The organism is Mitsuaria sp. GD03876, from assembly GCF_029840635.1.
In the GTDB taxonomy this organism is placed as follows: Bacteria; Pseudomonadota; Gammaproteobacteria; order Burkholderiales; family Burkholderiaceae_C; genus Roseateles.
In genome coordinates this window covers 1-23,039 of record NZ_JAOCCU010000031.1, presented here as the reverse complement: position 1 = coordinate 23,039, position 23,039 = coordinate 1, and the positions used below count along the sequence as shown (strand labels likewise).

25 protein-coding genes are annotated in these 23,039 nt (G+C 69.2%); 20 read left to right on the top strand and 5 right to left on the bottom strand.

Annotated elements, in window-relative coordinates; translation table 11 throughout:
* The first annotated feature begins 20 nt into the window (after window positions 1–20).
* The 9 genes from N5D62_RS18995 to N5D62_RS18955 all read left to right on the top strand — a co-directional run bounded on the left by N5D62_RS18995 (window position 21) and on the right by N5D62_RS18955 (window position 7,774).
* The gene (locus tag N5D62_RS18995) at window positions 21–461 is read left to right on the top strand and encodes a DUF5681 domain-containing protein (RefSeq protein ID WP_279759443.1); all 441 of its coding nucleotides are present in this window, start codon (window positions 21–23) and stop codon (window positions 459–461) included.
* Window positions 462–863: 402 nt separating this feature from the next.
* The gene (locus tag N5D62_RS18990) at window positions 864–1,649 is read left to right on the top strand and encodes a hypothetical protein (RefSeq protein WP_279759442.1); all 786 of its coding nucleotides are present in this window, start codon (window positions 864–866) and stop codon (window positions 1,647–1,649) included.
* Between the two features lie 11 nt (window positions 1,650–1,660).
* Window positions 1,661–2,329, top strand: coding sequence for a hypothetical protein (locus N5D62_RS18985; RefSeq protein WP_279759441.1), 669 nt, complete (start codon window positions 1,661–1,663; stop codon window positions 2,327–2,329).
* Between the two features lie 8 nt (window positions 2,330–2,337).
* Window positions 2,338–2,796 carry a hypothetical protein gene (locus N5D62_RS18980; RefSeq protein ID WP_279759440.1) on the top strand — a complete coding sequence of 153 codons (459 nt, stop codon included), beginning with the start codon at window positions 2,338–2,340 and terminating at the stop codon, window positions 2,794–2,796.
* Complete coding sequence (locus N5D62_RS18975; RefSeq protein WP_279759439.1) at window positions 2,793–3,791, top strand: hypothetical protein; 999 nt, start codon at window positions 2,793–2,795, stop codon at window positions 3,789–3,791. The genes N5D62_RS18980 and N5D62_RS18975 overlap by 4 nt, the downstream gene beginning before the upstream one ends.
* 11 nt (window positions 3,792–3,802) lie before the next feature.
* Window positions 3,803–5,767, top strand: a complete 1,965-nt coding sequence (locus tag N5D62_RS18970) for a hypothetical protein (protein ID WP_279759438.1) — start codon at window positions 3,803–3,805, stop codon at window positions 5,765–5,767.
* A complete protein-coding gene (locus N5D62_RS18965) occupies window positions 5,764–6,144 on the top strand; it encodes a hypothetical protein (RefSeq protein WP_279759437.1) in 381 nt (126 codons plus the stop codon). Before N5D62_RS18970 ends, N5D62_RS18965 begins: the two co-directional genes overlap by 4 nt.
* 371 nt (window positions 6,145–6,515) lie before the next feature.
* Complete coding sequence (locus N5D62_RS18960; protein ID WP_279759436.1) at window positions 6,516–7,196, top strand: hypothetical protein; 681 nt, start codon at window positions 6,516–6,518, stop codon at window positions 7,194–7,196.
* A gap of 29 nt (window positions 7,197–7,225) precedes the next feature.
* Entirely contained in the window at window positions 7,226–7,774 is a 549-nt protein-coding gene (locus N5D62_RS18955; RefSeq protein ID WP_279759435.1) for a hypothetical protein, read from the top strand.
* Window positions 7,775–7,886: 112 nt separating this feature from the next.
* Here N5D62_RS18955 and N5D62_RS18950 read toward each other — a convergent pair whose 3' ends face one another.
* Together N5D62_RS18950 and N5D62_RS18945 are read right to left on the bottom strand one after the other, a co-directional pair.
* A complete protein-coding gene (locus N5D62_RS18950; RefSeq protein WP_279759434.1) occupies window positions 7,887–8,294 on the bottom strand; it encodes a hypothetical protein in 408 nt (135 codons plus the stop codon).
* Between the two features lie 72 nt (window positions 8,295–8,366).
* The gene (locus N5D62_RS18945) at window positions 8,367–8,597 is read right to left on the bottom strand and encodes a DUF2789 domain-containing protein (protein WP_279759433.1); all 231 of its coding nucleotides are present in this window, start codon (window positions 8,595–8,597) and stop codon (window positions 8,367–8,369) included.
* A gap of 210 nt (window positions 8,598–8,807) precedes the next feature.
* Here N5D62_RS18945 and N5D62_RS18940 point away from each other — a divergent pair, with 210 nt between their 5' ends.
* From N5D62_RS18940 to N5D62_RS18925, 4 genes are read left to right on the top strand one after another with little or no spacing between them, the layout of a single operon-like run.
* Entirely contained in the window at window positions 8,808–9,473 is a 666-nt protein-coding gene (locus N5D62_RS18940; RefSeq protein WP_279759432.1) for an MEDS domain-containing protein, read from the top strand.
* The gene (locus N5D62_RS18935; RefSeq protein ID WP_279759431.1) at window positions 9,470–11,083 is read left to right on the top strand and encodes a hybrid sensor histidine kinase/response regulator; all 1,614 of its coding nucleotides are present in this window, start codon (window positions 9,470–9,472) and stop codon (window positions 11,081–11,083) included. Before N5D62_RS18940 ends, N5D62_RS18935 begins: the two co-directional genes overlap by 4 nt.
* A gap of 47 nt (window positions 11,084–11,130) precedes the next feature.
* On the top strand, window positions 11,131–11,982 hold the full coding sequence (locus N5D62_RS18930; RefSeq protein ID WP_279759430.1) for a response regulator transcription factor: 852 nt from the start codon (window positions 11,131–11,133) through the stop codon (window positions 11,980–11,982).
* Between the two features lie 8 nt (window positions 11,983–11,990).
* Window positions 11,991–14,075, top strand: a complete 2,085-nt coding sequence (locus N5D62_RS18925) for a GAF domain-containing protein (protein ID WP_279759428.1) — start codon at window positions 11,991–11,993, stop codon at window positions 14,073–14,075.
* Between the two features lie 10 nt (window positions 14,076–14,085).
* On the opposite strand, the gene N5D62_RS18920 is transcribed toward N5D62_RS18925, so the two are convergent.
* On the bottom strand, window positions 14,086–14,994 hold the full coding sequence (locus N5D62_RS18920) for a helix-turn-helix domain-containing protein (RefSeq protein WP_279759427.1): 909 nt from the start codon (window positions 14,992–14,994) through the stop codon (window positions 14,086–14,088).
* Between the two features lie 301 nt (window positions 14,995–15,295).
* On the opposite strand from N5D62_RS18920, the gene N5D62_RS18915 reads away from it, so the two are divergent.
* Window positions 15,296–15,769, top strand: coding sequence for a hypothetical protein (locus N5D62_RS18915; protein WP_279759426.1), 474 nt, complete (start codon window positions 15,296–15,298; stop codon window positions 15,767–15,769).
* Between the two features lie 6 nt (window positions 15,770–15,775).
* Here N5D62_RS18915 and N5D62_RS18910 read toward each other — a convergent pair whose 3' ends face one another.
* Window positions 15,776–16,357 (bottom strand): DUF4142 domain-containing protein, encoded by a 582-nt coding sequence (locus tag N5D62_RS18910; RefSeq protein WP_279759425.1) that lies wholly within the window; start codon window positions 16,355–16,357, stop codon window positions 15,776–15,778.
* 78 nt (window positions 16,358–16,435) lie between these two features.
* Window positions 16,436–17,392: a glycosyl hydrolase gene (locus N5D62_RS18905; RefSeq protein WP_279759424.1), complete on the bottom strand. Its 957-nt coding sequence runs from the start codon at window positions 17,390–17,392 to the stop codon at window positions 16,436–16,438.
* 308 nt (window positions 17,393–17,700) lie between these two features.
* Between N5D62_RS18905 and tssA the strand changes: the two genes are divergently transcribed.
* The 6 genes from tssA to N5D62_RS18875 all read left to right on the top strand — a co-directional run.
* A complete protein-coding gene (tssA, locus tag N5D62_RS18900) occupies window positions 17,701–18,726 on the top strand; it encodes a type VI secretion system protein TssA (protein WP_279759423.1) in 1,026 nt (341 codons plus the stop codon).
* 68 nt (window positions 18,727–18,794) lie between these two features.
* Window positions 18,795–19,301 (top strand): type VI secretion system contractile sheath small subunit, encoded by a 507-nt coding sequence (gene tssB / locus N5D62_RS18895; protein ID WP_279759422.1) that lies wholly within the window; start codon window positions 18,795–18,797, stop codon window positions 19,299–19,301.
* A gap of 50 nt (window positions 19,302–19,351) precedes the next feature.
* On the top strand, window positions 19,352–20,851 hold the full coding sequence (tssC, locus tag N5D62_RS18890; RefSeq protein ID WP_279759421.1) for a type VI secretion system contractile sheath large subunit: 1,500 nt from the start codon (window positions 19,352–19,354) through the stop codon (window positions 20,849–20,851).
* A gap of 218 nt (window positions 20,852–21,069) precedes the next feature.
* Window positions 21,070–21,549 carry a type VI secretion system tube protein Hcp gene (locus N5D62_RS18885; RefSeq protein WP_279759420.1) on the top strand — a complete coding sequence of 160 codons (480 nt, stop codon included), beginning with the start codon at window positions 21,070–21,072 and terminating at the stop codon, window positions 21,547–21,549.
* Between the two features lie 139 nt (window positions 21,550–21,688).
* Window positions 21,689–22,186 (top strand): type VI secretion system tube protein Hcp, encoded by a 498-nt coding sequence (locus N5D62_RS18880; RefSeq protein ID WP_279759419.1) that lies wholly within the window; start codon window positions 21,689–21,691, stop codon window positions 22,184–22,186.
* Window positions 22,187–22,247: 61 nt separating this feature from the next.
* The coding region (locus N5D62_RS18875; protein WP_279759418.1) for a type VI secretion system accessory protein TagJ at window positions 22,248–23,039 on the top strand (792 nt) is incomplete at its 3' end.

Genomic DNA, 23,039 nt, shown 5'->3' with positions numbered 1-23,039 from the left:
GTGCCGAGAATTTCGGGACCATGGTGCAGTCAGTCGATACCGCCGAAGTCTCCGCCGAGCCACGCGCCAAGCGTGGCGGCTGGCCCGACGCGCAGAAGTGGAAGCCGGGGGAATCGGGTAATCCCGGCGGGCGCTCCCGTAAGACCAGCGACGGCCGCACGGTGACGCAGCTCGCGCGCGACATGACCGAGCCGGCGCTGCGCACCCTGGCCGAGATCCACGCCAACAAGCGCAACGCCCCGGGTATCCGCGTCCAGGCAGCGGAAGCGATCCTGCGCCGGGGTTGGGCTGACGCTCCCACCAAGGGCGACGCATTGCTCGACGGCTTGCAGTTCGTCATCCAGACAATCCAGGTTCAGGCAGCGCCTGTCCCCGGCGTCCTCAGCTCCCCGGTCGCTGGTCACATTGGTCCACCGCGCGCCGCGCCGGATGGGACCGGTGAAGTGCTGGACATGGAGTGACCCATGTCCGCGCACAGTGCCGTTTACAGTGCCTCGCGTCCCAATCATCCGGGAACCCAGCAACCATGCGGGTTTGCAGGCGAGACCAACGTTCACACACATAACGTCGGTCTGCAAAGCGCATCCACCTGTCGGCCGAATGCCGAGGCCGAGCAACGTCATGCGGCGGATGCCTCACCGAGGTGTCTCCTCGTGCCCAGGGGCCGCGAACGGCACTCGCCGGACCCGATCCCGCGTCACGCGTTCGCGCAAGCTCCAGCGCCTTCAGATGCTCCGAGCTGTGCGAGCGTCCCGGCCGCACCCCCGGGGGGAGGTCAATCGGCAGGTGGGGGCCTGGGGGAAAAAAGTGTTCCTCCTCCGCACCCCTGCCATCGTCGTTCCCACTAATCCATTGGATTACTTATGTCCGCCCAGCCCGCTCACATCGACCAGCTCAATGGCGCTGAGAAGCAAGCGCTCTCGGATCGCCTGGACCGGGACGGCGCGGTGCCGGTTGCGACTGGCATTCAGGTCCGCCCCTTGTCGTTGATTGAAGCGCAGCGCGCCAAGCGCGGCCGTCCGCCTGGCACCTGTCGCAGGGCGGAGCCCGAGGGCGATGCTCTGTCTGTCCCCAGCCTGGCGGGTATGTTCTCGGCCGAGCAGTCGAGTGCGTTGCGGGTGGCGGGCGAAGCGTTCGCGGCGGCTCATGTGAGTCAGCAAGAGGCCGACCTTCGGGCATTGACGGCGCGGTACAGCGTGGACCCGACCGTGCGGGTGACGGCGCTTGAACTCGAGCAACTCGCGCGCTCCTCGAAGCAACAGTTCTCCGGCGCCAGGGCTGGTCTCCGCTTGGCGATTCTCGATGCGCTCGAAGCCGAGGCCAAGAAGGCGGGAGCTGCCTATCGCGCAGCCTGTGATGCCACCGCCTTCGCCGCCGGAAAGCTCCATGCTTTGGGGTCGATGCGCGATGAGTTGCTCAACGTGGCTGAGTTCGACCCCATGGGGTTGTTCGGCCGCTCGTTTTTGCTGGCTCCGCCTGAGAGGTATCGGCCCCTCGGTTGGGCAACCGTCTCCGATTGCTGGGGGCGCGCTTGCTACTTCGATGGCCAGTCCGCCGGTCATGCCGACCTGGTGCGCAAGGAAAAGGCGGACTTTCGCGCCGCGCTTCAATCGGCGATGGGCGATGCCCCGTGGCCGTTCGATCACTGAGGAGAGTTGCGATGCGCCCGACCTATGCCGCCCTGTTGCCGCTGGCAATGGCCCAGTCCGCGATGCTGCGCGAGCGTCACGGGCTGTCCCCGACCGAATGGGCCGCCGGCTTGGCCGTGGAGATCGAGCGCCGTCCGGCCAGCGCTGAGCGCGATCAGCTCTTTTCCGAGGCCATGCAACTGGTTGGTGTGTACGTGAAGGGGGTCAAGGACTTCGAACACCAGACGGAGCGCTATGTCCAGACCGCTTGGGAATCGAGGGCTCGCGAGAACATGCTCGACCGCATGGCCGACGATTCGCGTTCCACCCCGGTGCCGTGGGATCGGCAATCGATCAAGTTCGTCGCCGAGCGTTCTCGCGATTCGGACCTGCAGCAGCGCGTTGCTGACCGCTTCCGCGAGCGTGACGCTCAGCAGCGCCGTCATGAGACGGCTCTGCTCCCGAATCGTCCGGACCTGGCCCAGGTCGGCAACGATCAGGCCAATCGCCGCGCATCGATCGTTCAGGCAATGAACCACTGGAGCGATGAGGATCATGTGCGCTTGCCCGAGCAGTTCAGCGCTTCGCGTCCGTCGCTGCGAGACACGGTGGCGGCGGCGATGGACATGCACAACGCTCGTGCCCTGTTCGAAGACCCGCTGATGGATGACGGGCTCATCGGCGCAACGGACGCCGCGTGAGGCGTGTCATGAAACCGAACCGCATTCCTCGCCAGGTGCCTCTGATCCCGCCGAGGATGGACCCCACCGCTCAGGCTCTGCTCGCTGCGGCGAGCCGAGCCCAAGGGCAGATGGTGCGAGCTGCAGCACTGCGCTCCTGGGGGCATGTGATGGGGACTGCCGTGCCTGAAACCGAACTTTCCCCCGATGAAGCTGTAGACGACGCGCCGCCTCAGTACCCACCGGGCAAGGTGTTTCGTCAGGCGCTGCCGATGTTTCTGGAGCGCCAGGCGGTTCAGGCTGTCGCCGAGGGACCGGCGTCAGAAGAGCTCCTCATGGCTGCGCGGGAGTTGCTGAACGAGCCCGACGGTTGTGAAGCCTTTGGAGTACTGGCTGGCCAAGAGCCGAGCGTTGCGGAGGATGTCCTGCCGCTGATCGCCCCCGAGTCAGTGCCTTTTGCACCCCTCTCGACTGAGGAGCTGCCATGACTACCGCCGCCAATGCGACTTTGCCCGATCAAGCCCCAGCGGCCGCCAATCCCTACGCCGCCAGGTTGTCGCAGGCTCAACTCCTGCGCATTCCGGTAGCCGAGGCGGTCGCGCGGCAGCAGGCACTCGGACTTCTTGGGCTCCTCTCCGGTGATGAGACGCTCTCACAGGTAGGGGGCCAGGTCTTGCGTCAGCAGGCGGTTGAACAGGCGCGCCAGGACCAGTCGATTGCTCGTCAGCAGGACAAGGTGGATGCATGGGAGGCGCAGCAGGCGGCATATGCGCAGCGCGCGCAAGACCAGCGGGAGCAGCAGGCTCGCGACCAAGATTTCCGCCGCGAAATGGCGCGCGAGCAGCAAGCCGCCAATCTCGCCTGGCGTCGCGAGGCGCGCGAGAACCGGCAGGAGCCGCTCATGATCGTCGTAGGTGCCAACGGCCAGCCGCAGTACGTGCCGCGTTCGCAGGCTGTCGGACAACAGCCGGGCAGCGTGAGCGCCGGCAACGCGAGCGAGGACGAGCGCAAGGCCGCCGGCTGGCTCCAGCAGGCCACGAACGCTTACGGGCAAATGATCTCGATCTACGGGAAGAATCCGGCTGCGGCCAAGCCGTCGGTAAAGGAGCTTGCCTTGTCGAAGGTGAGCCCCGACGCAGCCTATGCCGCCATGTCACCCGAGCGCCAGCAGTTCAGCACGGCCGCGAGCTCGTTTTCGGAAGCGCTGCTGCGCGCGGCCACCGGTGCAGGCATGAACGAGTACGAAGCGCGTCAGAAGGTCAACGAACTGACGCCGCGTTGGGGCGAAGATGCCAGCGTTACCCGGGCAAAGTTCCTCAGCGCTCAGAACTACATCGAGTCGCTCAAGACTCGGGCAGGTCGGGCGCTCCCGGGTGGTCAAGGCAGCACCTCGGGTGGTGGTCTGCCGCAGGCTGTGGCGGCTCAACGCGGCCAGCAGGCGCAACCCAACAACTCGTCCTCGCGCTACGTGGTGGACTACTGAGGGGAGGCCCCATGCCTTACAGCATCGAGACCCGCGACGGGATCGTCATCAACAACATCCCCGATGGGATTTCTCGGGATGCGCCTGAACTGCGCCAGCGTGTGACCCAGGCTCGCGCCCAGCGTCAGGAGCAGATGAGCCGTGACGCAGCGCAGGCCACGCTCGAAGACATGCCCTGGGGCGAGCGAGCCCTTGTCAACGTGGGTGCCGGTATGCGCAGCCTCGGCCAGGGAGTGCAGCAGCTTGCTTCGAAGATCGGCCTTGGCGACGGTCCCAGCAATGATGAACTGCGCGAGCAGCGCTTCTATGCGGACCGGGCGGCAGAGGGCACGCGTGGAGGGCGGCTCTTGCAGGTCGCCGGCGAAGTCGCTCCGACGATTCCTGCCGTGATGCTGGGCGGCGGATTGCTCGGGGGCCTGGCAGCCCGCACGCCCGCGTTGGTGCCCGCTGCGAACGCGGCACGCGCCTATGCGGCTGCGAATCCTGTGAAGGCCGCGGCCCTGGCCGGGGCGGTGGGCGGCGGGGCTGGAGGAGCGCTCAGCCCGGTCATCGAGTCGCAAGGGGAAAGCCGAGTGACCAACGCGGCGATGGGCGCGGCTGCTGGCGCCGTGCTCAACCCTGTGTTGGCGCGAGCGCTTCCGGCAACTGGTCGGGCACTTGCTGGCCTGGCTCGCGGGGTGCGCGACACGATGAACCCCGAGGGGGCTGCGCAACGGCTGCTCCTGGATGCTGTCCCCGAAGCTGAACGCACTGCCATTGCAACTTCCATGCGCACCGCTCCCGGTGAATCCGTCCCCGGCGCCGGTGCATCCCGCGTGGGGCCGCGCGTGGCGATCCCCGAGACCGCCGCGCAGCGCGCTGGAGATCCCACGCTCGCCCGGCTGGAGGCGGCGAGCCGCGCAAACCCGGCCACCGCCGATGAGTGGGTCCGCTTCGACACGGCGCGCAATGCGGCCGTGTATGACGAACTGCAAGGTCTGACGCCTTCGGCGCTGCGTGTTGAGCGCCAGAAGACCGCCCGAGACCTCGCCACCGGTCCGGTGCGTGAACGCGCATTGGCGCTCGTGGACAAGGCGGGAACACCTGGGAAAGTTCTGCTCGACTACGTGGAGGCGCTGGACAAGGGCCCCTCGGGTGCCAACCCAGACGTGCGCAAGGTCGTCGCCTACGTTCGGTCGGTGATCGATCCGGACTCATCGGCCGCCCGCGTGTACGAGGCGCGCAAGGCGCTGAGCGAGAAACTTGCCGCCAAGGCGACGATGGGTGATGAACTCGGTTCGGCAGCCAAGAGCGCGCGCCGCGAAGTCGCAGGGATCATCGACGCCGTGGACTCGGGCTTCAACGGCGCAAGCGATGGGCTGTGGAGCAACTACCTCGCGGACTACGCTGCGCGGTCCAAGCCGATCACGAGCGGTCAGGCCCTCCAGGGGATCGGCGAGGACTTGGCCCACAAACCGCTCATGGGCGCAGTCCCGCAGGTCACTGCATCGAACCTGCAACGCGCGATCACCGCCAACGGGCAAGGTCGGTTCGGCTCAAAGTTCGCCCCCGAAGCAGCGCAACAGCTTGAAGCCCTGACGGCCACCCTTCGGCGCGGTGAAATGCCGGGCCGCGTGCGCAAGATCAGCGGAACGATGGGTGGCGGTTCGAATACTGCAATCGACTTGGCGCAGATGGCTGCGGGCCACGTGCCGGTTCTCGGCGGAATTGCGCAAGGCGCCGTCCGTGGGGCTCGGCAGGATGTTGCTGACGCCACGGCGCGGGCATTGGCTGACGCGCTTCAGGACCCTCAAGCCGCCGCGAGGTTGCTGGGGCAACTGCCGCCTGGCGCGGCAGCGCAGTTCCTTCAGCAGTTCCGTCAGGTTCCTGCGGTGCAGGCCGGCGCGGAGATCCTCATGCGGTCTGGCCAAGTCGCTCGCCAGCAGGTGCGACAAGCCCTCGTGGTGTCAGCCGGCCAGCAGCAGGAGGCGCAATGACTCTGAACGCGCTTGCCCCGCGCGGTCCTATGGCCGCTCCGGTCGTGTCGGACCCCGATGAGCTGCGGTTGCGCGGCATGGAGGAGCTGCTCCGCTCCCTTCACTCCGAGGTTGATGCGGAAGCCAAGCGGCGACAGGAAGAGGCGCAACGCTGCGCTGCGTGGGACCGGGCTGATCGGGAAGGGCAGATCGCCCGGTACGAATGGGAGCGCACCGAGCTCCGCGCCAGGATTGACGCCCGACAAGTACACGTCCGCACCGAGGCCCAAGCGGAGCTTGACCGGCAACGTCGCCAGCGGCTCGATGCTGAAGCCGCTGAGCTGCGTAGTCGGCTTGCCGCCTTGGACGCGCAGCGGGCCTCGCTGGGCGACGCATGACCGAGACAAGGCTAGTCGTCACGCTTGGTCTCCCTCGGCCGTTGGCCCTGTGGGCGCTTGCCAAGCATTCGCCAGGAGCATTGGAGCGGGTTGCGTCGCTCGCACAGCTCGGAGATGACTACTGGAGCCAGCCGGTACCTGAGCGGGGATGGCTGGACCTCGTGTGCCGCACCGCTGAGCCTCGCAAAACCTGGACCCGGCGCGACCTGGAGGACTTCGGCCGCTCCTACTTTGCCGAGCCGTATCCCTGCGTCTTACGTGTGCGCGGTTTCATTCACGCTGCCGCAGAATTGACCAAGCCCCCAAATCGGCAAGACCCCATGATCGTACGGAGGCCATAAAGTACTCGGGTGCAAGCCTTGGGAACGCAAATGACCACCTTCACCCGTTACCGACTCACGTTTCCAACCAAGCACTCCCTTTCGCTTGCGTCGGTCATCAGCATTCTTCCGCCCACGATGGCAATCGCCCAAACCGACGAGGGGGTGATCCTCTCGGTGGAGTCACAGACACCCGAGGACCCTTCTACTACACCTCAGGTGACACGAGAGCTTGATCGAGTCTTCTTCTTTACGGTGGTGCGAGTTCAAGCCGAAATGGAACGACGCACGGCCGGGTCTTCCCTCAGTAATTCCACCGACATTCAAGGCAATTTGCCGGGTGAATTGACGCCCTTGGTGTGGACTCAGGCTGCGGAGCTTCAGGCTCGTTTCTGGCGGCTTGCATGCGACGCCAAAGATTCATCGTTGAAGATCATGCTCTTCTTTCAGATCATCGAACTCACACATCCGAAGACGAATTGCGCAATCTCCTATCCGGCCTATAAATCCCCGACGCAAGCTCCCCATCCTCGAACCGAGGCCAAGCTTCTTCGGCACCTCGTTGCTCACACGGGGCAGCCTCAGAGTCAAACCGAGCTCTACTTGACCTACCTAGGTTTGCCAAATACGTTGAACAACGTTTCCCATCCGGCATGGCAAGAAATAATTGATGCCAAGGTTGATCTCGTGGCGCAACAGGCGGCACTTGTGCTTCGCACCGCGCTGTCCTGATCTATCGTTGCAGACCTTGGGGAGGGGAAATGAAGATTTGGAAGGTTGTCGACCGTGTGGCCTTTCTGGCGGCGGTCTTTGCCGGAACGCTGGCAGCATTTGCTGGTGGATACGGATGGACCCTTACGGCAATAGTGGCCGGCTGCATCGCGGCAGTTGGGCCCATCGTTAACCGTATTGCAACTGCTAGGCTGAATCGGTACCTGGTATCTCAACTCGAAGCGCGTAGTCTGACCTCTAAGCAACGCGACCAACTTGTGCAGGCGCTTCAAGGACAACCTAGGATGTCCATTTGGGTGTGCCACAACCGACATGAAGCTGAGCCGTCAGCTTTCCAAAAGCAGATATCCGAAGCGATTGAGGCGGCCGGCCACGAGGCGAGATACTTTGGGGGAATGAGCAATGCGCAAGTGGGCATTGAGGTCAGTGGCGAACCTACCCCTGAAAAGCAACTCCTCATGGTCGCCCTTGCGCACGCCGGCATTCCGTTCACGAACATCATTCTGACGGACGACGTGAGCGGCATTTGGGGGCTCGCAATCTGGATCGGTACGAAGCCCAGCCCGAAGGCAGGGTAGATGGCGAGCGCTTGTTGTCCCCCGGTGTCCATCTTCGTCCGGCATTGTCCTAGCCGGGCGGTGATACAGTCGCTCCTACAGTGGCCGCATACGGTGCGCCGCAGAAGTCTCGTCAAATCAAGCGCTTAGCACTCTCCGCGACCTTATACAGCGCGTTGTGCACCGGGGTCCGGACGAAGGCCGGCAGCGCGAGCCGGTCGCGCGCGTCGACGAGCCGGCCGTCGAAGCCGCGCGCCTTGGGATCGCCGGACGGCACCTCGCGCATCTCGAAATGCGTCGCCTCGGGAATCGTCTTCAGCAGGTTGGCCGGGTCGCTGCAGGTCCAGGCCATCACCCAGACCACGATCAGCCCCGCGAGCATCACGACCGTCGCCACGCCCAGCAGCCGCAGCGCCGGCTGGGTCCACCGGTCCCGCAGGCCGGTGCGTCCGCCTTCCGTGGCGCCGGCCGCGGCGGGATCCGTCATCGCGGCCACGGCGGGCGCGCTCGAGCCGACGGCGTCGTCGAGTGTGTGTTGCATGTCCATCCCTGTGGTGTCCGGGGACCTCTGTCGGGTCCTCCGCCGGGGCGCCGCGACCCCGGATTCGTCAAATCAATGCAAGGCGAGGTTGAGTTGGTCGACGACCTCGGCCCAGTCCGCGTCCTCGAGCCACATGTCGCGCAGCGTCTTGGCCTGCGACGGCGTCCAGAACGGCGCGTCCTGCACCCGGGTTTCGCCCGGCAGCGGGCGATGGCGCTCGATGAAGGCGCGGATGTCGGCTTCGGCGGCGGGCAGGCCCAACTGCTCGAACAGCGCCGAGAACGGGTGGACGACGGGTTCCATGGTGTGACTCCTCGAAAGATGACGTCCCGCAACAGGCAAACGGCTGGCCGAACCTGTTCTGTTCGATCAGCGCCGCTTCTGGTCGCATTACGTACACCTGCTTCAAGGCTAACATCAATGGGTCAACCCAAAAGAGTCAGCACACTGGCCGTTTCAACTCGGGTCGGAGGACGCCCGGCGCCATGCCGCCCCGGGCGTTGTGAGAGAGCAGTGATCACAACCCATTTCCACATTTGCGCCTTCTTCGACAGCCGGGAGGAGGCGTCCCAGGTGCTGGCGCCGTTCCACCGGGAGGCGCTGGAGCGCGGCGAACGCAGCCTGCACCTGGTCGCGCCGTCCACGCTGGACGAACACCGGGCCGGCCTGGCCGCCGCGGGCATCGACGTGGCCGGCTGCGAGCACCGCGGGCAGTTGCGCGTGCGGCCCTGGCCGCCGGAGCCGGGCGGCCTGGATGTCGACGACCTGCTGGCGGCGATGGACCGGGCCACCGCCGAAGTCGGCGGGGACGGGGACGGCGCCGGATCCGAATCCGGCGGGCTGCGCGTCATGACGCAGATGGGCTGGGCGGTGCGTCACGGCATCGACCGGATGGATCTGCTGGAGTACGAGGCGCGCCTGAACGAGGTGCTGGACACGAACCGGTGTCCGGCGATCTGCGTCTACGACCTCGCGCCGCTGGACGGGGCCACGATGATGGACCTGCTGCGGACGCATCCGCTCACGATGATCGGCGGCGTGCTGCGCGAGAATCCGTTCTTCACCCCGCCGGCGGAAATGCTGCGCGAGTTGTCCGCGCGCCGCGCCACCGGCCGGCGCCGCGGGCGGCTCGCACCGGCGGCGCTTCCAGTGCCAGGCAGGAGCCGGCGCGCCGAATGACGACGATGTCCCGAGAAAGAGAACCGTCCGCCGCCGACCGGGCGCTGCGCGACCTGATGGGGTTGCTGGCGCTGCCGGCGCTTTGGGTGGGGCGCGACGCCGCCACCGTGCTGCAACTGACGACCGAGGCGGTCAATCGCATCGTCGGCACCGCCGTGTGCCTGGTGCACGCGCCGCTGGTGCCCGAGGCCTCCGCCACGACGCTGCTGCAGCTGGGCGGCGTGCGCGTGTCGCATGAGGCCTGGACCGACTTCATCGACGCCTGCCGCCAGATGCCCGACATGGCCGAGACCGCGACCCCGCTGGAATCGCCGCTGGGCACGCTGCGCGTCGTGCGCCTGTACCTGGGCCCGGCGGGCCGGGCCGGCAGCCTGTGGTTCGGCTCGTCGCGGCCCGACTTCCCGTCCGCGCACCAGAGCGCGTTCATGCGCGCCGCGGCGACGCTGGCCTCGACCGGGCTGCACGCCGCGCGGCTGGACCATGAGCGCGAACGCGCCGCCAGCGCCAAGGACGAGTTCCTGGCCATGCTCGGCCACGAGCTGCGCAATCCGCTGGCGCCGATCTCGACGGCGCTGCACCTGATCCGGCTGCAGACCGGCCAGCTCTCGCGCGAGCACGAGATCATCGAGCGCCAGGTCGGCCACCTGTCCAAGCTGGTCGACGACCTGCTCGACATCACCCGCATCACGCGCGGCAAGATCGAGCTGTCGCGCGAGCCGGTCGACGTGCAGTTCCTGCTCTCCGACGCGATCGAGGGCGTGAGCCCGCTGCTCGAGGAACGCAACCATCAGCTGCGCGTGGCCTGCGAGGTCGGCCCGGAGCTGCACCTGGTGGGCGACCGGGCGCGGCTGCGGCAGGTCGTCGTGAACCTGCTCAGCAACGCCGCCAAGTACACGCCGACCAACGGCGAGATCCGCGTGGCCGCGCGCGCCGAGGGCGGCGCGCTGGTGATCGAGGTGGAGGACAACGGCGCGGGCATCGACGCGGACATGCTGCCGCGGGTGTTCGAGCTGTTCGAGCAGGGCTCGACGACGCTGGACCGCTCCAAGGGCGGGCTCGGCATCGGGCTGGCGATCGTCAAGCAGCTGGTCGAGATGCATCACGGCCAGGTCGCGGTCCGCAGCGCCGGACCGGGGCAGGGCGCGACCTTCCGGGTCACGCTGCCGGCCGAGATCCATGCCGTGCCGCCCGATCCCGGCCCGGCCGCCGAGGCGCTGGACACGCTGCCGCCGGTGCAGGGGCGGGTGCTGGTGGTGGACGACAACCGCGACGCCGCCGAGACGCTGGGCCTGGCGCTGCGCTACGCCGGCTACGACGTGGTCACGACGACGCTGCCGCAGGAGGCGCTGGACCGCCTGCACGCGTCGCGTTTCGACGCGGCGGTGCTGGACATCGGCATGCCGGTGATCGACGGCTACCAGCTCGCCACGCTGATCCACCGCGAGCTTGGCGAGGCCGCGCCGCGGCTGATCGCGCTGACCGGCTACGGCCAGGCCTCGGACCGCGACAAGGCGCTGGGCAGCGGCTTCGACGAGCACATGGTCAAGCCGATCGACCTGGACCGGCTGACGCGCACGCTGGAGCGGCTGATCCGCGCCGACGTCCGCTGAGCACGAGGTCGCGCCGTCCCGGAGGCGCCTCCTAGAATGCGACCCCGATGACCACCCCCGGAACCTTGCCGCCCGCTGCCACGACCGCCGCCCGCGCGCCCGCGCCGGCGCACCTGGCGATCCTCGACGACGAGCCCGACATCACCCTGCTGCTGGCGGGTTACCTGGGCTCGCACGGGTTCCGCACGACGCAGCTGCACGACGGCCGCGCGCTGATGGACCTGATGGCGACCGACGCGCCGGACCTGGTGCTGCTCGACCTCGGCCTGCCGGGCGAGGACGGTTTCGTGATCGCGCGCCAGCTGCGCGAGCACTGGCGCTGCGGACTGGTGATCGTCACCGGACGCGGCGACGCGGTGGACAAGGTCGTCGGGCTGGAGATCGGCGCGGACGACTACGTGACCAAGCCCTTCGACCTGCGCGAGCTGGTCGCGCGGGTGAAGGCGGTGCTCAGACGCATGGCGCCGGCACCGGCGCCGGACCCCGCCTCCGCGAGCGCGACCGGCGCATTTGGCGCCCCAGGCGCGGCGAGCCCCGCGGGCGAGTTCGTGCACGACCTGTCCGCCGGCCGCGAGCGCCTGCACTTCGAGGGCTGGACCGTGGACATCGCCGCGCGCCAGGTCACCGGCCCGGACGGCGACGAGGTCGCGCTGACGACCGGCGAATTCGACCTGCTGCATACCTTCCTGCTGCATCCGGGACGCGTGCTGTCGCGCGACTTCCTGCTGGAGCACACCCGCGGGCGCGAGTCGGGCCCGTTCGACCGCACGATCGACGTGCAGGTCGGCCGCCTGCGCCGCAAGCTCGGCGCCGAGTCGGGCGAGGGGCAATGGATCAAGTCGGTGCGGGGCGCCGGCTACCTGTTCGCGCCGAGGGTCACCTCGACGCTCTCGACCTGAGGCGCGCGATGAGCGACTGGCCGTCCGGCGTCGACGAACACGCGGTGTTCCGGGCGCTCTTCGCCGCCTCGCCGGACGGGCTGGTGCTGGTCGACGATGACGGGCTGATCCGGCTGGCCAATCCGACGGCGCTGCAACTGCTCGGGTATCCGATGGACGAGCTGGTCGGCGCGCCGATCGAGATGCTGGTGCCCGACAGCATCCGGCCGCGTCACGCGGCGTATCGCCGGGCCTACGAGGGCGCGCCGCGCGCGCGTCCGATGGGCGGCACCGCCACCGAGCTCGTCGCGCGCCGCCGCGACGGCTCGGAGGTGCTGGTCGAGATCGCGCTGAGCCCGCTGCAGCCGCTCGGGCTGCCCTACACGATGGCGTCGATCCGCAGCGTGGCCGAGTACCCGCGCGTGCGCCAGGCGCTGCAGCGCGCCCGCTACAGCGAGCACCTGGCCCAGCTCGGCCGGGTCGCCGTCGATTCGCTCGACCCCCAGGAAGTACTGCGCCAGGCGCCGTCGATCGCGGCGCGGGCGCTCGAGGCCGACATGGCCATCGTGTTCTTGCTCACGCCCGACCGCACCGCGCTGCGGGTGGCCGGCGGCGTCGGGCTGCTCGAGGAGGAGGGCTTCGGCGGCGTCGTGCCCAGCCTGCCGGACCAGCCCCAGGGATTCGTGCTGGCGCAGGGGCGGCCGGTGGTGGTCGAGGACTACGGCACCGAGACGCGCTTCGTCGTGCCCGCGTCGTACCGCCGCGCCGGGCTGGTGTCCGCGCTGGCGGTGCCGCTGTCGGACCGCGGCCGGCCGGTCGGCACGCTGACCGTGCGGTCGCGGCAGGCCAAGCGCTTCGGCGACGCGGAGCTGCGTTTCCTGGAATCGGTGGCCAACCTGCTCGGCACCTGCCTGCAGCGCGCGCAGACCGAGGAGGCGCTGCACCACTCGCAGCGGCTGGAAGCCGTCGGGCAGCTCACGGGCGGCATCGCGCACGACTTCAACAACCTGCTCACCGTCATCCAGGGCAACCTGCAGGTGCTGGCCGACCTGCCGGCGGTGAGCGACGACGGTTTCGCGCCGCAGCTGGTGGCGGCGGCCACGCGCGCGTCGCGCCGCGGCGCGGAGCTGACCGGCAAGCTGCTGGCGTTCTCGCGGCGGCAGATGCTGCAGCCGGCCAGCGTCGACGTGGCCGCGATGATGCGCTCGCTGGCCGACATGCTGCGCCGCACGCTCGACCAGCGCATCCGCATCCGCATCGACGTGGCGCCCGGTTGCCCCGACGTGCAGGCCGATCCGGCGCAACTGGAGTCGGCGCTGCTGAACATCGCGATCAACGCGCGCGACGCGATGCCCGAGGGCGGCGAACTGGTCTTCGAGGCGGCGCCGCTGGCGGCCGTGCCGCCGGAGCTCCAGCGCGAGCTGGACGAGGAGGCGGCCGACGCCGGGGCGCGGTACGTGCGCATCGCCGTGACGGACAGCGGAACGGGCATGCCGGACGGCGTGAAGGAGCGGGCCTTCGAACCGTTCTTCACGACCAAGCAGGCCGGGCGCGGAACCGGGCTCGGGCTGAGCACGGTCTACGGCTTCGCGCGGCAGTCGCGCGGCGCCGTCGCCATCGACAGCGCGACGGGGCGGGGCACGACGCTCACGCTGATCCTGCCGCAACCGCCCGAGGCGGCGCACGAGGCCGTGGACGGCGACGTCGCCGCCGACGCGGTGCCCGAAGGCTTGCGGGTGCTGCTGGTCGAGGACGACCCGGAGGTGCGCGCCGTCGCGCGGCGTTTCCTGACCGACCTGCGCTGCCGCGTGACGGCCTGCGTCAGCGGCGAGGAGGCGCTGCGGCATCTGCAGGACTCGGCGAGCCGTGACGCGGGCCGCGAGCTGCCGCAGTTGCTGCTGAGCGACATCGCGCTGGGCGCCGGCATGCGGGGGACCGAGCTGGCGTCGCGGGTCCAGAAGGAATGGCCCGACACCGCGGTGCTGCTGATGTCGGGCTTCTCGGCGGAACTGCTGGCCTCCGGACCGGAGGCCGCGCTGGGCTGGGAGCTGCTGCCCAAGCCCTACGATCGCGCCGCGCTGGCGCGGGCGATCGCGAAGGTGATGTCGCGCTGAGGGCGACGGGTCACTGGACCTGGGACAGGTCCTCGGACAGGGAGCCGCCGATCACGAACTGCTCCAGGCGCTGCAGGCTCGGGATCGAGATCTGGCGGCGGCCGCGTTCGCCGAACCGGATCAGGCCCAGGCGGCTGAGCTTGGACAGGCAGCGGCTGACGGTCTCCAGCGTCATGCCGAGGTAGTTGCCCAGGTCGGCGCGGGTCATCCGCAGCGTCAGTTCGTCGGCGCGCAGGCCGCGCTGGTGCATGCTGCGCGCCCAGGCGCACAGGAAGGCCGCCACCCGGGCCAGCGAGGCCAGCGTGCAGACCGACATCAGCGACTGCCGCTCATGGGTGATCTCGGTGCTCAGCGCCTCGTGGACGATGGCCATCATCTCGGGGTGGCGGGCGCAGGCGGCGGTCAGCGTCTCGTAGGGAATGATCGAGATGTTGCCGGTGTCCATCGCGACCGCGTCGCTCGGATGGCGGCCGTCGGCGATGCCGCTGAAGCCCAGCCAGTCGCCGCGGAACTTCAGGCTGACGATCTGCTCGCGCCCGTCCAGGCTGCGGCTGACCAGCTTGAACGCGCCGGCATTGATCAGGTAGACGGTGTTGAAGGGCTGGCCGGCGCGGTAGATCATGTCGCCGGCGCGCACGACCTTGGCGGCCGGCTGCACGATGTCGCGGATCACGCGCATCACCTCGAGCATGCGCTCGTGCGGATCGCGTTGATGGATGCGCGGTTCGTTGGTCAGCGGGTCCTGCGCCGGCGGGCGGCGCAGCACGCGCAGTTCGGGCGCGGCCGGGGCGAGGACGGGAGGACGGGCGACCGGGGGATCCTGGTCGGCCGGAGAGGCGATGCGCAGTCGGCCGGCCGGGGCCTGGCGCAGGCGATCGCGGGGACGTTCGATCAGGTCGGGGTCGATGGCGCTTTGCATGACTGTCTCTCGTTGAAGGGTTGACGGTGATGCTAGGAAGCGCCCGCAACGGGGACGCCAATCCTTGACATCGGCCCGCAACAGTCGGTGAACCCTCGGTGACGGTTCGGTAACGACAGCTCGAATGAGGCAGCGGCCGGAAAAGTTCGAAAACGGCCCGGCCCAGGCGTTGACATCGATCAACGCGTGTCCTCGCGAGGTGACTAGGCTCCGCCACTCGCCGCCGGCGCGCGCCTGCCGCGCCTCGACGCCGCTCCCCGCCATGCACCTGCCTCGCGCCCCGCGCGCCCCGCTTCCGACCATGCCGCCTCCCGCTTCGCCGCTGCCGACGCCGCCCGTGTCCGTCCTGCCGCCGACGGCGGCGATGCTGGCGCAACAGGCCGATCAGCTCGAGCGCGCGGCGCGGGGCGGCGTGTCGCCCCAGCCGCTGGCGGGGCGCCACCTGGGTGTGCTGTGCGCCGACGAGCAGGCCGAACCGGTGCCGCAATTCATCGCGGCGGCACAGGCGCTCGGCGCGCGGATCACGCGGCTGGACCCGGCGCGGGCGCTCGATGGCGGGGCGTCGGTGGAGGAGGTGGGGCGGATGCTGGGCCGGCTCTACGGCGCGGTGGCCTGCCACGGGCTGCCGGCGGCGGTGACGCGGCGCCTGGCGATGGCCGCGGCGGTGCCGGTGCTGGACGTGCGGGCGGTGCTCGCGACGTCCGGCGGGCAGGAGATCGGCGTCGAGCGACGCCGATGGATCGCGCAGGCGGCGCTGATCGCCGCGCTGCGCTGACCGGGATCACTTCTTCTTGTCGGCCGCCTTGGTGCTCTGCTCGAGCGCCTGCGCGGACTGCAAATGGTGCTGCAACGTCGGCAGCATCTTGGCGGCCCAGGCCTTCACGTCGGCGTCCTTGGCGTCCTTGGACGCCTTCTCGAACAGCTTGACCGCGTCCTTGTGCGCGCCCACCTGGTTCTCGGCGTAATGGTGGTCGAAGCTGGTGCCGTCGCGCTGCTCCAGGATCTTGGCCTTGCCCTTCTGCACCATCGACGCGTCGGTGGGCAGCTTCACGCCCTTGCTGGCGGCCAGCGTCTGCAGGTCCGCGTCGGCGTTCTTGTGGTCGTCGATCATCTTCTGCGCGAAGGTCTTCACGTCCGCGCTGCTGGCCTTCTTCAAGGCGATGTTGGCGGCGTTGATCTCGGCGAAGTTGGCCTCGGCGGCGTTCTTCAGGAAGCTGCTGTCGGCATGGGCGGCGCGCGCTTCCGAAGCGGGCGCGGTGGCGGGCGCCGTGGCCTGCGCGGCGGCGATGCCCGAGGCCAGGGCGAGCGCGACGGCGGCGACGACGGGCAGGGCGCGGCGATGCGAGGAGACTTGGAAGTTCATGGGGGCAACTCCGTGAAGTGGTGATGCCCCGGGATCAGCAATCGAGGTTCCCGCGCCCTGGCGGGCGTGACGGCCGCGTCAAGCCTTGGGCAGCGCCTTGTACTGCTGGCCGACCTCGGTCAGCACGCCGGAGGCGCCGAGCAGGCTCGTGAAATGCGGGTCCGGCGACCAGCGCCCGGTGAACCAGGCATACCGGACGACGTCGGCGCGGGACTCGCAGATCTGGACCATCTCGGCCATCTGCGCCTTCTGCCGGGCGACGCTGTCGATCTGCGCGCCGTCGTTCTGCGAATGCCAGTTGGCCATCTCGGTGACCCAGAACGGCTTGCCGTACTTGACGAGCCGGTCGAGCTGGCCGGCCAGGCCGTAGTCGTACCAGTGGAAGGCGAGGGCGTCGATCTGCGGGTCCCGGCCGCCGTTGGCGCCGCGGTAGGCGGCGAGGAAGGCGTCCATCCAGGCCACCGGATCGGCGTAGCCGGTCATCGTGCCCCAGGTGATCGCCGGGCCGACGATCTTGACGCCGGTCTGGCGCGCGACTTCCTCGTAGCGCGGCCACTGGGCGGCGGCCTGGGCGGGCGTCAGGTTGGCCTGGTCGGTCAGGTTGGGCTCGTTGAGCACCAGCAGGAACTTCACCGACGGCCGCGCCTTCAGCGCCGCGACGGTCTTCGCGGTGTCGAAGTCGAAGTTCCACAGCATCGGCACGTGTTCCATCGCGCCGGCGATCGACGGCTGCGCGACGACGGCCGCGTTGGGCTGCAGCGCCCAGTTGACCCACCAGCCGACGCTGCCGCCGGCCAGCGCGTTGAAGTCGGCGGCGTCCTTCAGGTCGTAGGCCAGGCCGCGCTTGACCGTCGCCGTCGGCGGCGGGGCCGGGGCCGCCGGCGAGGCGGGCGCGCCGGCCGAGTCGCCGCCTCCGCCGCCGCAGGCCGACAGGGTGGCCAGGAGCGCGCTCGCCCCCGCGAAGGCGAGTGCCTGGCGGCGCCCGGCGTCGGGCGGCAGCGGGGCGGACAGGGGAGAGGAAGTCTTCTGGGTCATGGGCGCGGCCTCTGGTGATCCTGTCCCTTGCGTCGGGGACAGGTCTTGCGGGGGCGGAGTATGGCGACCGCGCCATGTTCTTGTCCCGCACGGAAACATGTTGTTAATGTTTCTGACGGCTGCGTTCAAGAAGGCGGCCTCGGCGACCCGGGGTCCGAACGCCCGGTCGGCGTCACCCCGGGTCCGCGATCGCGGCAATCCCTAGCCTGAGCGGAGGCGCCCCGCCCAAAGTGACTTTCGACCACTGTGCGCCGCAACCGCTGTCAATAGAGTGCGTGGCATGCAATTGTTCCGCTGCCTCCGACGCGATGGCTGACCTCGACCTCGACGCGCTGCTTGCCCCGCTGCAGGACGACGCCCCTTGTGGCGCCGACCTGGAGTACGACCCTGCGTTCCTCGCCCTCGAAGCGGCGGGCGCGGGCAAGCCGGAGCAGCAGTACGGCGACACGGTCATCCCCGCCGAGGACCCGGACTGGTCCGCCGTCCAGGAGCAGGCCCTGGCGCTGGCCCGCCGCACCCGCGACCTGCGCGTGGCCGTCTGGCTGCTGCGCTCGGGCGCCCGGCTGCACGGCCTGGGTGCCGCGCTGCAGGGCCTGGCCCTGATCCGCGGCCTGCTGGAACGCCAATGGGCCCAGGTGCACCCGCAGCTGGACGCCTCCGATCACGACGACCCGACGATGCGGCTGAACGCGCTGCAGCCGCTGATCAGCGGCACGGCCGCCATCGCCGACCTGCGCGCCGCCAGCCTGACCGGCCAGCGCGGCGGCCCCCGGCTGCGCGATGTCGAGCTGGCGCTGGGCAACGCCGATCCGATGGGCGAGGAAGCCGTGCCGTCGCCCGAGGGCCTGATGGCCGGGCTGGCCGCGCACGCCGCCGCCGATCCCGCCTTCGCCGGCCGGCTGCGCGAGGCGCTGCCGGCGGTGCAGGGCATCGTCGAGGCGATCGAGGCCCACCTGGGCGTCGGCCAGGCGCCGGACTTCTCCCCGCTGCTGCGACTGTTCAAGCCGCTGGCGACGGCCGCCGGCCAGATCACCGGGCAGGACGCCGAGACGCCCGCGGCCGACGACGGCGCGGCCGCCGCGCCGGCCAGCGGCGGCGGTTTCGCCGCCGGTGCCGTCGCCGCGCCGGGCACGATCGCCAGCCGCGACGACGCGGTGCGGGCGCTGCAGCGCGTGTGCGACTGGATCGAGCGCCACGAACCCAGCAACCCCGCGCCGCTGCTGATCAAGCGCGCGCAGCGGCTGATGAGCAAGAACTTCCTGGAAATCATGCGCGACCTCAACCCCGAGGGCGTGCACGAGATCGAGAAGCTCGCCGGCATGCCCAGCGAGTGACCGGCAACGTCCCGAGCCCGCGCCCCCGTTTCGACCTTTCACCCGATCCACGCTTCAAGGAGCACCCCATGGCCACCAGCAGCCAGAAGTTCATCGCCAGGAATCGCGCCCCGCGCGTGCAGATCGAGTACGACGTCGAGCTCTACGGCGCCGAGAAGAAGGTCCAGCTGCCCTTCGTGATGGGCGTGCTGTCGGACCTGTCGGGCAAGCCCACCGAGCCGCTGCCGCCGGTGTCGGACCGCAAGTTCCTGGACTTCGACGTCGACAACTTCGACGCCCGCATGAAGGCGATGAAGCCGCGCGTGTCCTTCCCGGTGCCCAACACGCTGACCGGCGAGGGCAACCTGATGGTGGACCTGACCTTCGAATCGATGGACGACTTCTCGCCCGCGGCGGTGGCGCGCAAGGTCGACGGCCTGAAGCAGCTGCTGGAAGCCCGCCAGCAGCTCGCCAACCTGATCACCTACATGGACGGCAAGGCCGGCGCCGAGCAGCTCATCGCCAAGGTCGTCAAGGACGAGGCGCTGCTGAAGTCCCTGGCCTCGGCCCAGAAACCCGAAGGCGACGCGCAGTAAGCGCGCCGCCGTGAAGACCACCGATCGACGGACCCCACGGAGCAAGCACCATGGCCGATGAGACCCTCGCACAAGCCTCGCCATCGCTGCAGGGCATCGAGTACGAAGGCGGCGCGTTCGCCTCGCTGCTGAACAAGGAATTCAAGCCCAAGACCGACGAGGCCAAGTCCGCCGTCGAGCAGGCGGTGCTGACGCTGGCGCAGCAGGCGCTGTCGCAGACCAACCTGATCGGCAGCGACGTCATCGTCTCCATCGAGTCGATGATCGCGGAGATCGACAAGAAGCTCTCGGAGCAGGTCAACGCGATCCTGCACCACGCCGAGTTCCAGCAGCTGGAGTCGGCCTGGCGCGGCCTGCACTACCTGGTCAACAACACCGAGACCGACGAGCAGCTCAAGATCCGCGTGATGAGCATCTCGAAGAACGACCTGGGCAAGACGCTCAAGCGCTACAAGGGCACGGCCTGGGACCAGAGCCCGATCTTCAAGCGCGTCTATGAAGAGGAATTCGGCCAGTTCGGCGGCGAGCCCTTCGGCTGCATCGTCGGCGACTACTACTTCGACCACAGCCCGCCCGACGTCGAGCTGCTGGGCGAGATCGCCAAGGTCTCGGCCGCCGCCCACTCGCCGTTCATCGCCGCGGCCAACCCGTCGCTGATGCAGATGGGCTCGTGGCAGGAGCTGGCCAACCCGCGCGACCTGACCAAGATCTTCAGCACGCCCGAGTACGCCGCCTGGAAGTCGCTGCGCGAGTCGGACGACGCGCGCTACATCGGCCTGGCCATGCCGCGTTTCCTGGCCCGGCTGCCCTACGGCGCGAAGACGAACCCCGTGGAGGAGTTCAACTTCGAGGAAGAGACCGGCGGCGGCGAGCACGCGAAGTACACCTGGGCCAACTCGGCCTACGCGATGGCCACCAACATCAACCGCTCGTTCAAGACCTACGGCTGGTGCACCCGCATCCGCGGCGTGGAGGCGGGCGGCGCGGTCGAGGGCCTGCCGGCCCACACCTTCCCGACCGACGAGGGCGGCGTGGCGATGAAGTGCCCGACCGAGATCGCCATCAGCGACCGCCGCGAGGCGGAGCTGGCCAAGAACGGCTTCATGCCGCTGGTGCACCGCAAGAACTCGGACTTCGCCGCGTTCATCGGCGCGCAGTCGCTGCAAAAGCCCGCGGAGTACGACGACCCGGACGCCACCGCCAACGCCAACCTGGCCGCGCGGCTGCCGTATCTGTTCGCCTGCAACCGTTTCGCCCATTACCTGAAGTGCATCGTGCGCGACAAGGTGGGCTCCTTCAAGGAGCGCGGCGACATGGAGAAGTGGCTGAACAAGTGGATCATGAACTACGTCGACGGCGATCCGGCGAACTCGTCGGAGACGACCAAGTCGCAAAAGCCGCTGGCCGCCGCGGAGGTCGTGGTCGAGGAGATCCCGGGCAACCCGGGCTACTACTCGTCCAAGTTCTTCCTGCGTCCGCATTACCAGCTCGAAGGCCTGACCGTGTCGCTGCGGCTGGTCTCGACGCTGCCGTCGCAAAAGGGCAAGTGAGGCACCGCGGCGCGCGCGCCGGCGAGGACGAGGACCACCGCTAATCCAAGAAATCGCGCGCTATCGACGCGCGACGTGTCCAAGGGAGCGCTGTCGAAGGCGCCGTTCTGAACTTTCGAGGCAATTGCCATCCGGGCCGTCCGGTCCGACAACCCCGGCTCCCGCCGTCCCTGGGCGGCGGAGGCTGTTTTCAAGAGTCCATCAAGGAGAAACCGATCATGACGATCGACGCCAATCTGAAGTTCGCCGGAGTCGAAGGCGAATCCACCCACAAGGACCACAAGGGCGAGATCGACCTGCTGGCCTGGTCGTGGGACGTGCGCCAGGAAAGCACCGCCAACGCCGGCACCGGTTCCGGCAAGGGCAAGGGCATCCCGGGCTCGTTCGTGTTCGCGCACTACTACGACAAGGCCTCCCCGGTGCTGGCCAAGGCCTGCGCCTCGGGCAAGCACTTCGACCAGGCCGTCCTGACCTGCCGCAAGGCCGGCGAAGGCCAGCAGGACTTCCTGAAGGTCACCCTCAAGCAAGTGCTGGTGACCAACGTCGCCCCGTCGGCCTCCGCCGGTGGCGAGATCAGCGAGAGCGTGGCCCTGTCGTATGCGGACATCGAGTTCGAATACAAGGCCCAAGACGCCAAGGGCGGCCTGGGCGGCGCGGTCAAGTTCGGCTGGAACGTGGCCACGACCGAGACCCGCTAAGCCGGTTGGGGCCGGCGCTGGCCGGTTCCCCCGATTCGCGGACCTCCGCGGCGCGGCGGCCCTCGCGGGCCCCGCGTCGCGCTCGGACAACGCATGACGGCGCGCCTGCCCTCATCCGTTGTCCATGCCGGAGCGCAAGATGACTTCGTTGACCAGCGGCGCGAGCAGCGCCGACATGTACCTGGACCTGTCGCTCAAGCGGGCGGGCAAGGTCAAGGGCGAATCCACCGCCGCGGGCCATGCCAACGACCTGGTCGTGCGCGGCTTCAGCTGGGGCGTGGGGGCGGCCGGCGACGCGGTCGCCGGCCAGCAGACCGGCCGGCGCAGCTACCGCCAGCTGGTGATCCTCAAGGGGCTGGACAGCGGCTCCACCGCGCTGATGAGCGCCGTGGCGACCAACGACGAGGTCAAGAGCGCCAAGCTCTACCTGCGCAAGGCCGGCGGCGCCCAGGAGGACTACTTCTGCCTGACGCTGGAGAAGGCGCGCATCGCCTCCTACGACATCGAGGCCGACGAGCACGGCAACCCGGTGGAACGCGTCGCGATGAGCTTCCAGAAGGTCTCGGTCGAGTACCGGCCGCAGAGCGCCAAGGGCCAGATGGGCGGCTCGCACACCTTCGACGACGACCTCACCTGAGCGTGCGGTCCTGGCGCCGCGCCGGGGCCGGCGCGCGATTGAATTTCCACGGGAGCAAGTGATGAGCGCAGTGCAGGAACTGCTGGCGGCGGGCCGCCCGACCGAGGCGCTGGCCGCGGCGCAGGCGCAGGTGCGCCAGCAGCCGCAGGACGCCAAGCTGCGCACGATGCTGTTCCAGCTGCTGGCGCTGACCGGCCAGTGGGCGCGGGCGGCCGCGCAGCTGGAGGTCTGCGGCGAGCTCGACGCGGGCACGCTGGCGATGGTCAACACCTACCGCGAGGCGCTCAAGTGCGAGCTGGTGCGCGAGGCCGTCTTCGAGGGCCGCACCACGCCGCTGGTGATGGGCGAGCCGGCCGAGTGGGTGGCCAACCTGGTGCATGCGCTCAAGCTGGATGCCGACGGCGACGCGGCCGGCGCGCGGCAGCTGCGCGCGCAGGCGCTGGAGGCGGCGCCCGCGACCGCCGGCACGATCGACGGCGAGGCCTTCGACTGGCTGTGCGACGGCGATTCGCGCCTGGGCCCGGTGCTCGAGGCGGTGATCAACGGCCGCTACTGCTGGGTGCCGTACGCCGCGATCAAGGAGATCCACATCGAGCCCCCGACCGACCTGCGCGACCTGGTCTGGGCGGCGGCGCACCTGGAGTTCCCCAACGGCGGCGCCTCGGTGGCGCTGATCCCGACGCGGTATCCGCGCAGCGTGGCCTTCGACGACGAGCGCGTCTGGATGGCGCGCCGCACCGAGTGGCAGCCGCTGCCGGGCTCGCAGGACGACCAGTACGCCGGCGTCGGCCAGCGCGTGCTGATGACCGACGCGGGCGAGACCGGCCTGCTCGACGCGCGGCTGGTCGAGCTG

Bases quoted from the DNA above. Each gene is read 5' to 3' on its own strand.
- N5D62_RS18925 (WP_279759428.1), top strand. From the start codon at position 11,991: ATGAGCGACTGGCCGTCCGGCGTCGACGAACACGCGGTGTTCCGGGCG.
- N5D62_RS18920 (WP_279759427.1), bottom strand. From the start codon at position 14,994: ATGCAAAGCGCCATCGACCCCGACCTGATCGAACGTCCCCGCGATCGC.
- N5D62_RS18975 (WP_279759439.1), top strand. From the start codon at position 2,793: ATGACTACCGCCGCCAATGCGACTTTGCCCGATCAAGCCCCAGCGGCC.
- N5D62_RS18970 (WP_279759438.1), top strand. From the start codon at position 3,803: ATGCCTTACAGCATCGAGACCCGCGACGGGATCGTCATCAACAACATC.
- N5D62_RS18980 (WP_279759440.1), top strand. From the start codon at position 2,338: ATGAAACCGAACCGCATTCCTCGCCAGGTGCCTCTGATCCCGCCGAGG.
- N5D62_RS18910 (WP_279759425.1), bottom strand. From the start codon at position 16,357: ATGAACTTCCAAGTCTCCTCGCATCGCCGCGCCCTGCCCGTCGTCGCC.
- N5D62_RS18915 (WP_279759426.1), top strand. From the start codon at position 15,296: ATGCCGCCTCCCGCTTCGCCGCTGCCGACGCCGCCCGTGTCCGTCCTG.
- N5D62_RS18950 (WP_279759434.1), bottom strand. From the start codon at position 8,294: ATGCAACACACACTCGACGACGCCGTCGGCTCGAGCGCGCCCGCCGTG.
- tssB (WP_279759422.1), top strand. From the start codon at position 18,795: ATGGCCACCAGCAGCCAGAAGTTCATCGCCAGGAATCGCGCCCCGCGC.
- tssA (WP_279759423.1), top strand. From the start codon at position 17,701: ATGGCTGACCTCGACCTCGACGCGCTGCTTGCCCCGCTGCAGGACGAC.
- N5D62_RS18935 (WP_279759431.1), top strand. From the start codon at position 9,470: ATGACGACGATGTCCCGAGAAAGAGAACCGTCCGCCGCCGACCGGGCG.
- N5D62_RS18880 (WP_279759419.1), top strand. From the start codon at position 21,689: ATGACTTCGTTGACCAGCGGCGCGAGCAGCGCCGACATGTACCTGGAC.
- N5D62_RS18930 (WP_279759430.1), top strand. From the start codon at position 11,131: ATGACCACCCCCGGAACCTTGCCGCCCGCTGCCACGACCGCCGCCCGC.
- N5D62_RS18985 (WP_279759441.1), top strand. From the start codon at position 1,661: ATGCGCCCGACCTATGCCGCCCTGTTGCCGCTGGCAATGGCCCAGTCC.
- tssC (WP_279759421.1), top strand. From the start codon at position 19,352: ATGGCCGATGAGACCCTCGCACAAGCCTCGCCATCGCTGCAGGGCATC.
- N5D62_RS18905 (WP_279759424.1), bottom strand. From the start codon at position 17,392: ATGACCCAGAAGACTTCCTCTCCCCTGTCCGCCCCGCTGCCGCCCGAC.
- N5D62_RS18885 (WP_279759420.1), top strand. From the start codon at position 21,070: ATGACGATCGACGCCAATCTGAAGTTCGCCGGAGTCGAAGGCGAATCC.
- N5D62_RS18960 (WP_279759436.1), top strand. From the start codon at position 6,516: ATGACCACCTTCACCCGTTACCGACTCACGTTTCCAACCAAGCACTCC.
- N5D62_RS18955 (WP_279759435.1), top strand. From the start codon at position 7,226: ATGAAGATTTGGAAGGTTGTCGACCGTGTGGCCTTTCTGGCGGCGGTC.
- N5D62_RS18965 (WP_279759437.1), top strand. From the start codon at position 5,764: ATGACTCTGAACGCGCTTGCCCCGCGCGGTCCTATGGCCGCTCCGGTC.
- N5D62_RS18945 (WP_279759433.1), bottom strand. From the start codon at position 8,597: ATGGAACCCGTCGTCCACCCGTTCTCGGCGCTGTTCGAGCAGTTGGGC.
- N5D62_RS18995 (WP_279759443.1), top strand. From the start codon at position 21: ATGGTGCAGTCAGTCGATACCGCCGAAGTCTCCGCCGAGCCACGCGCC.
- N5D62_RS18990 (WP_279759442.1), top strand. From the start codon at position 864: ATGTCCGCCCAGCCCGCTCACATCGACCAGCTCAATGGCGCTGAGAAG.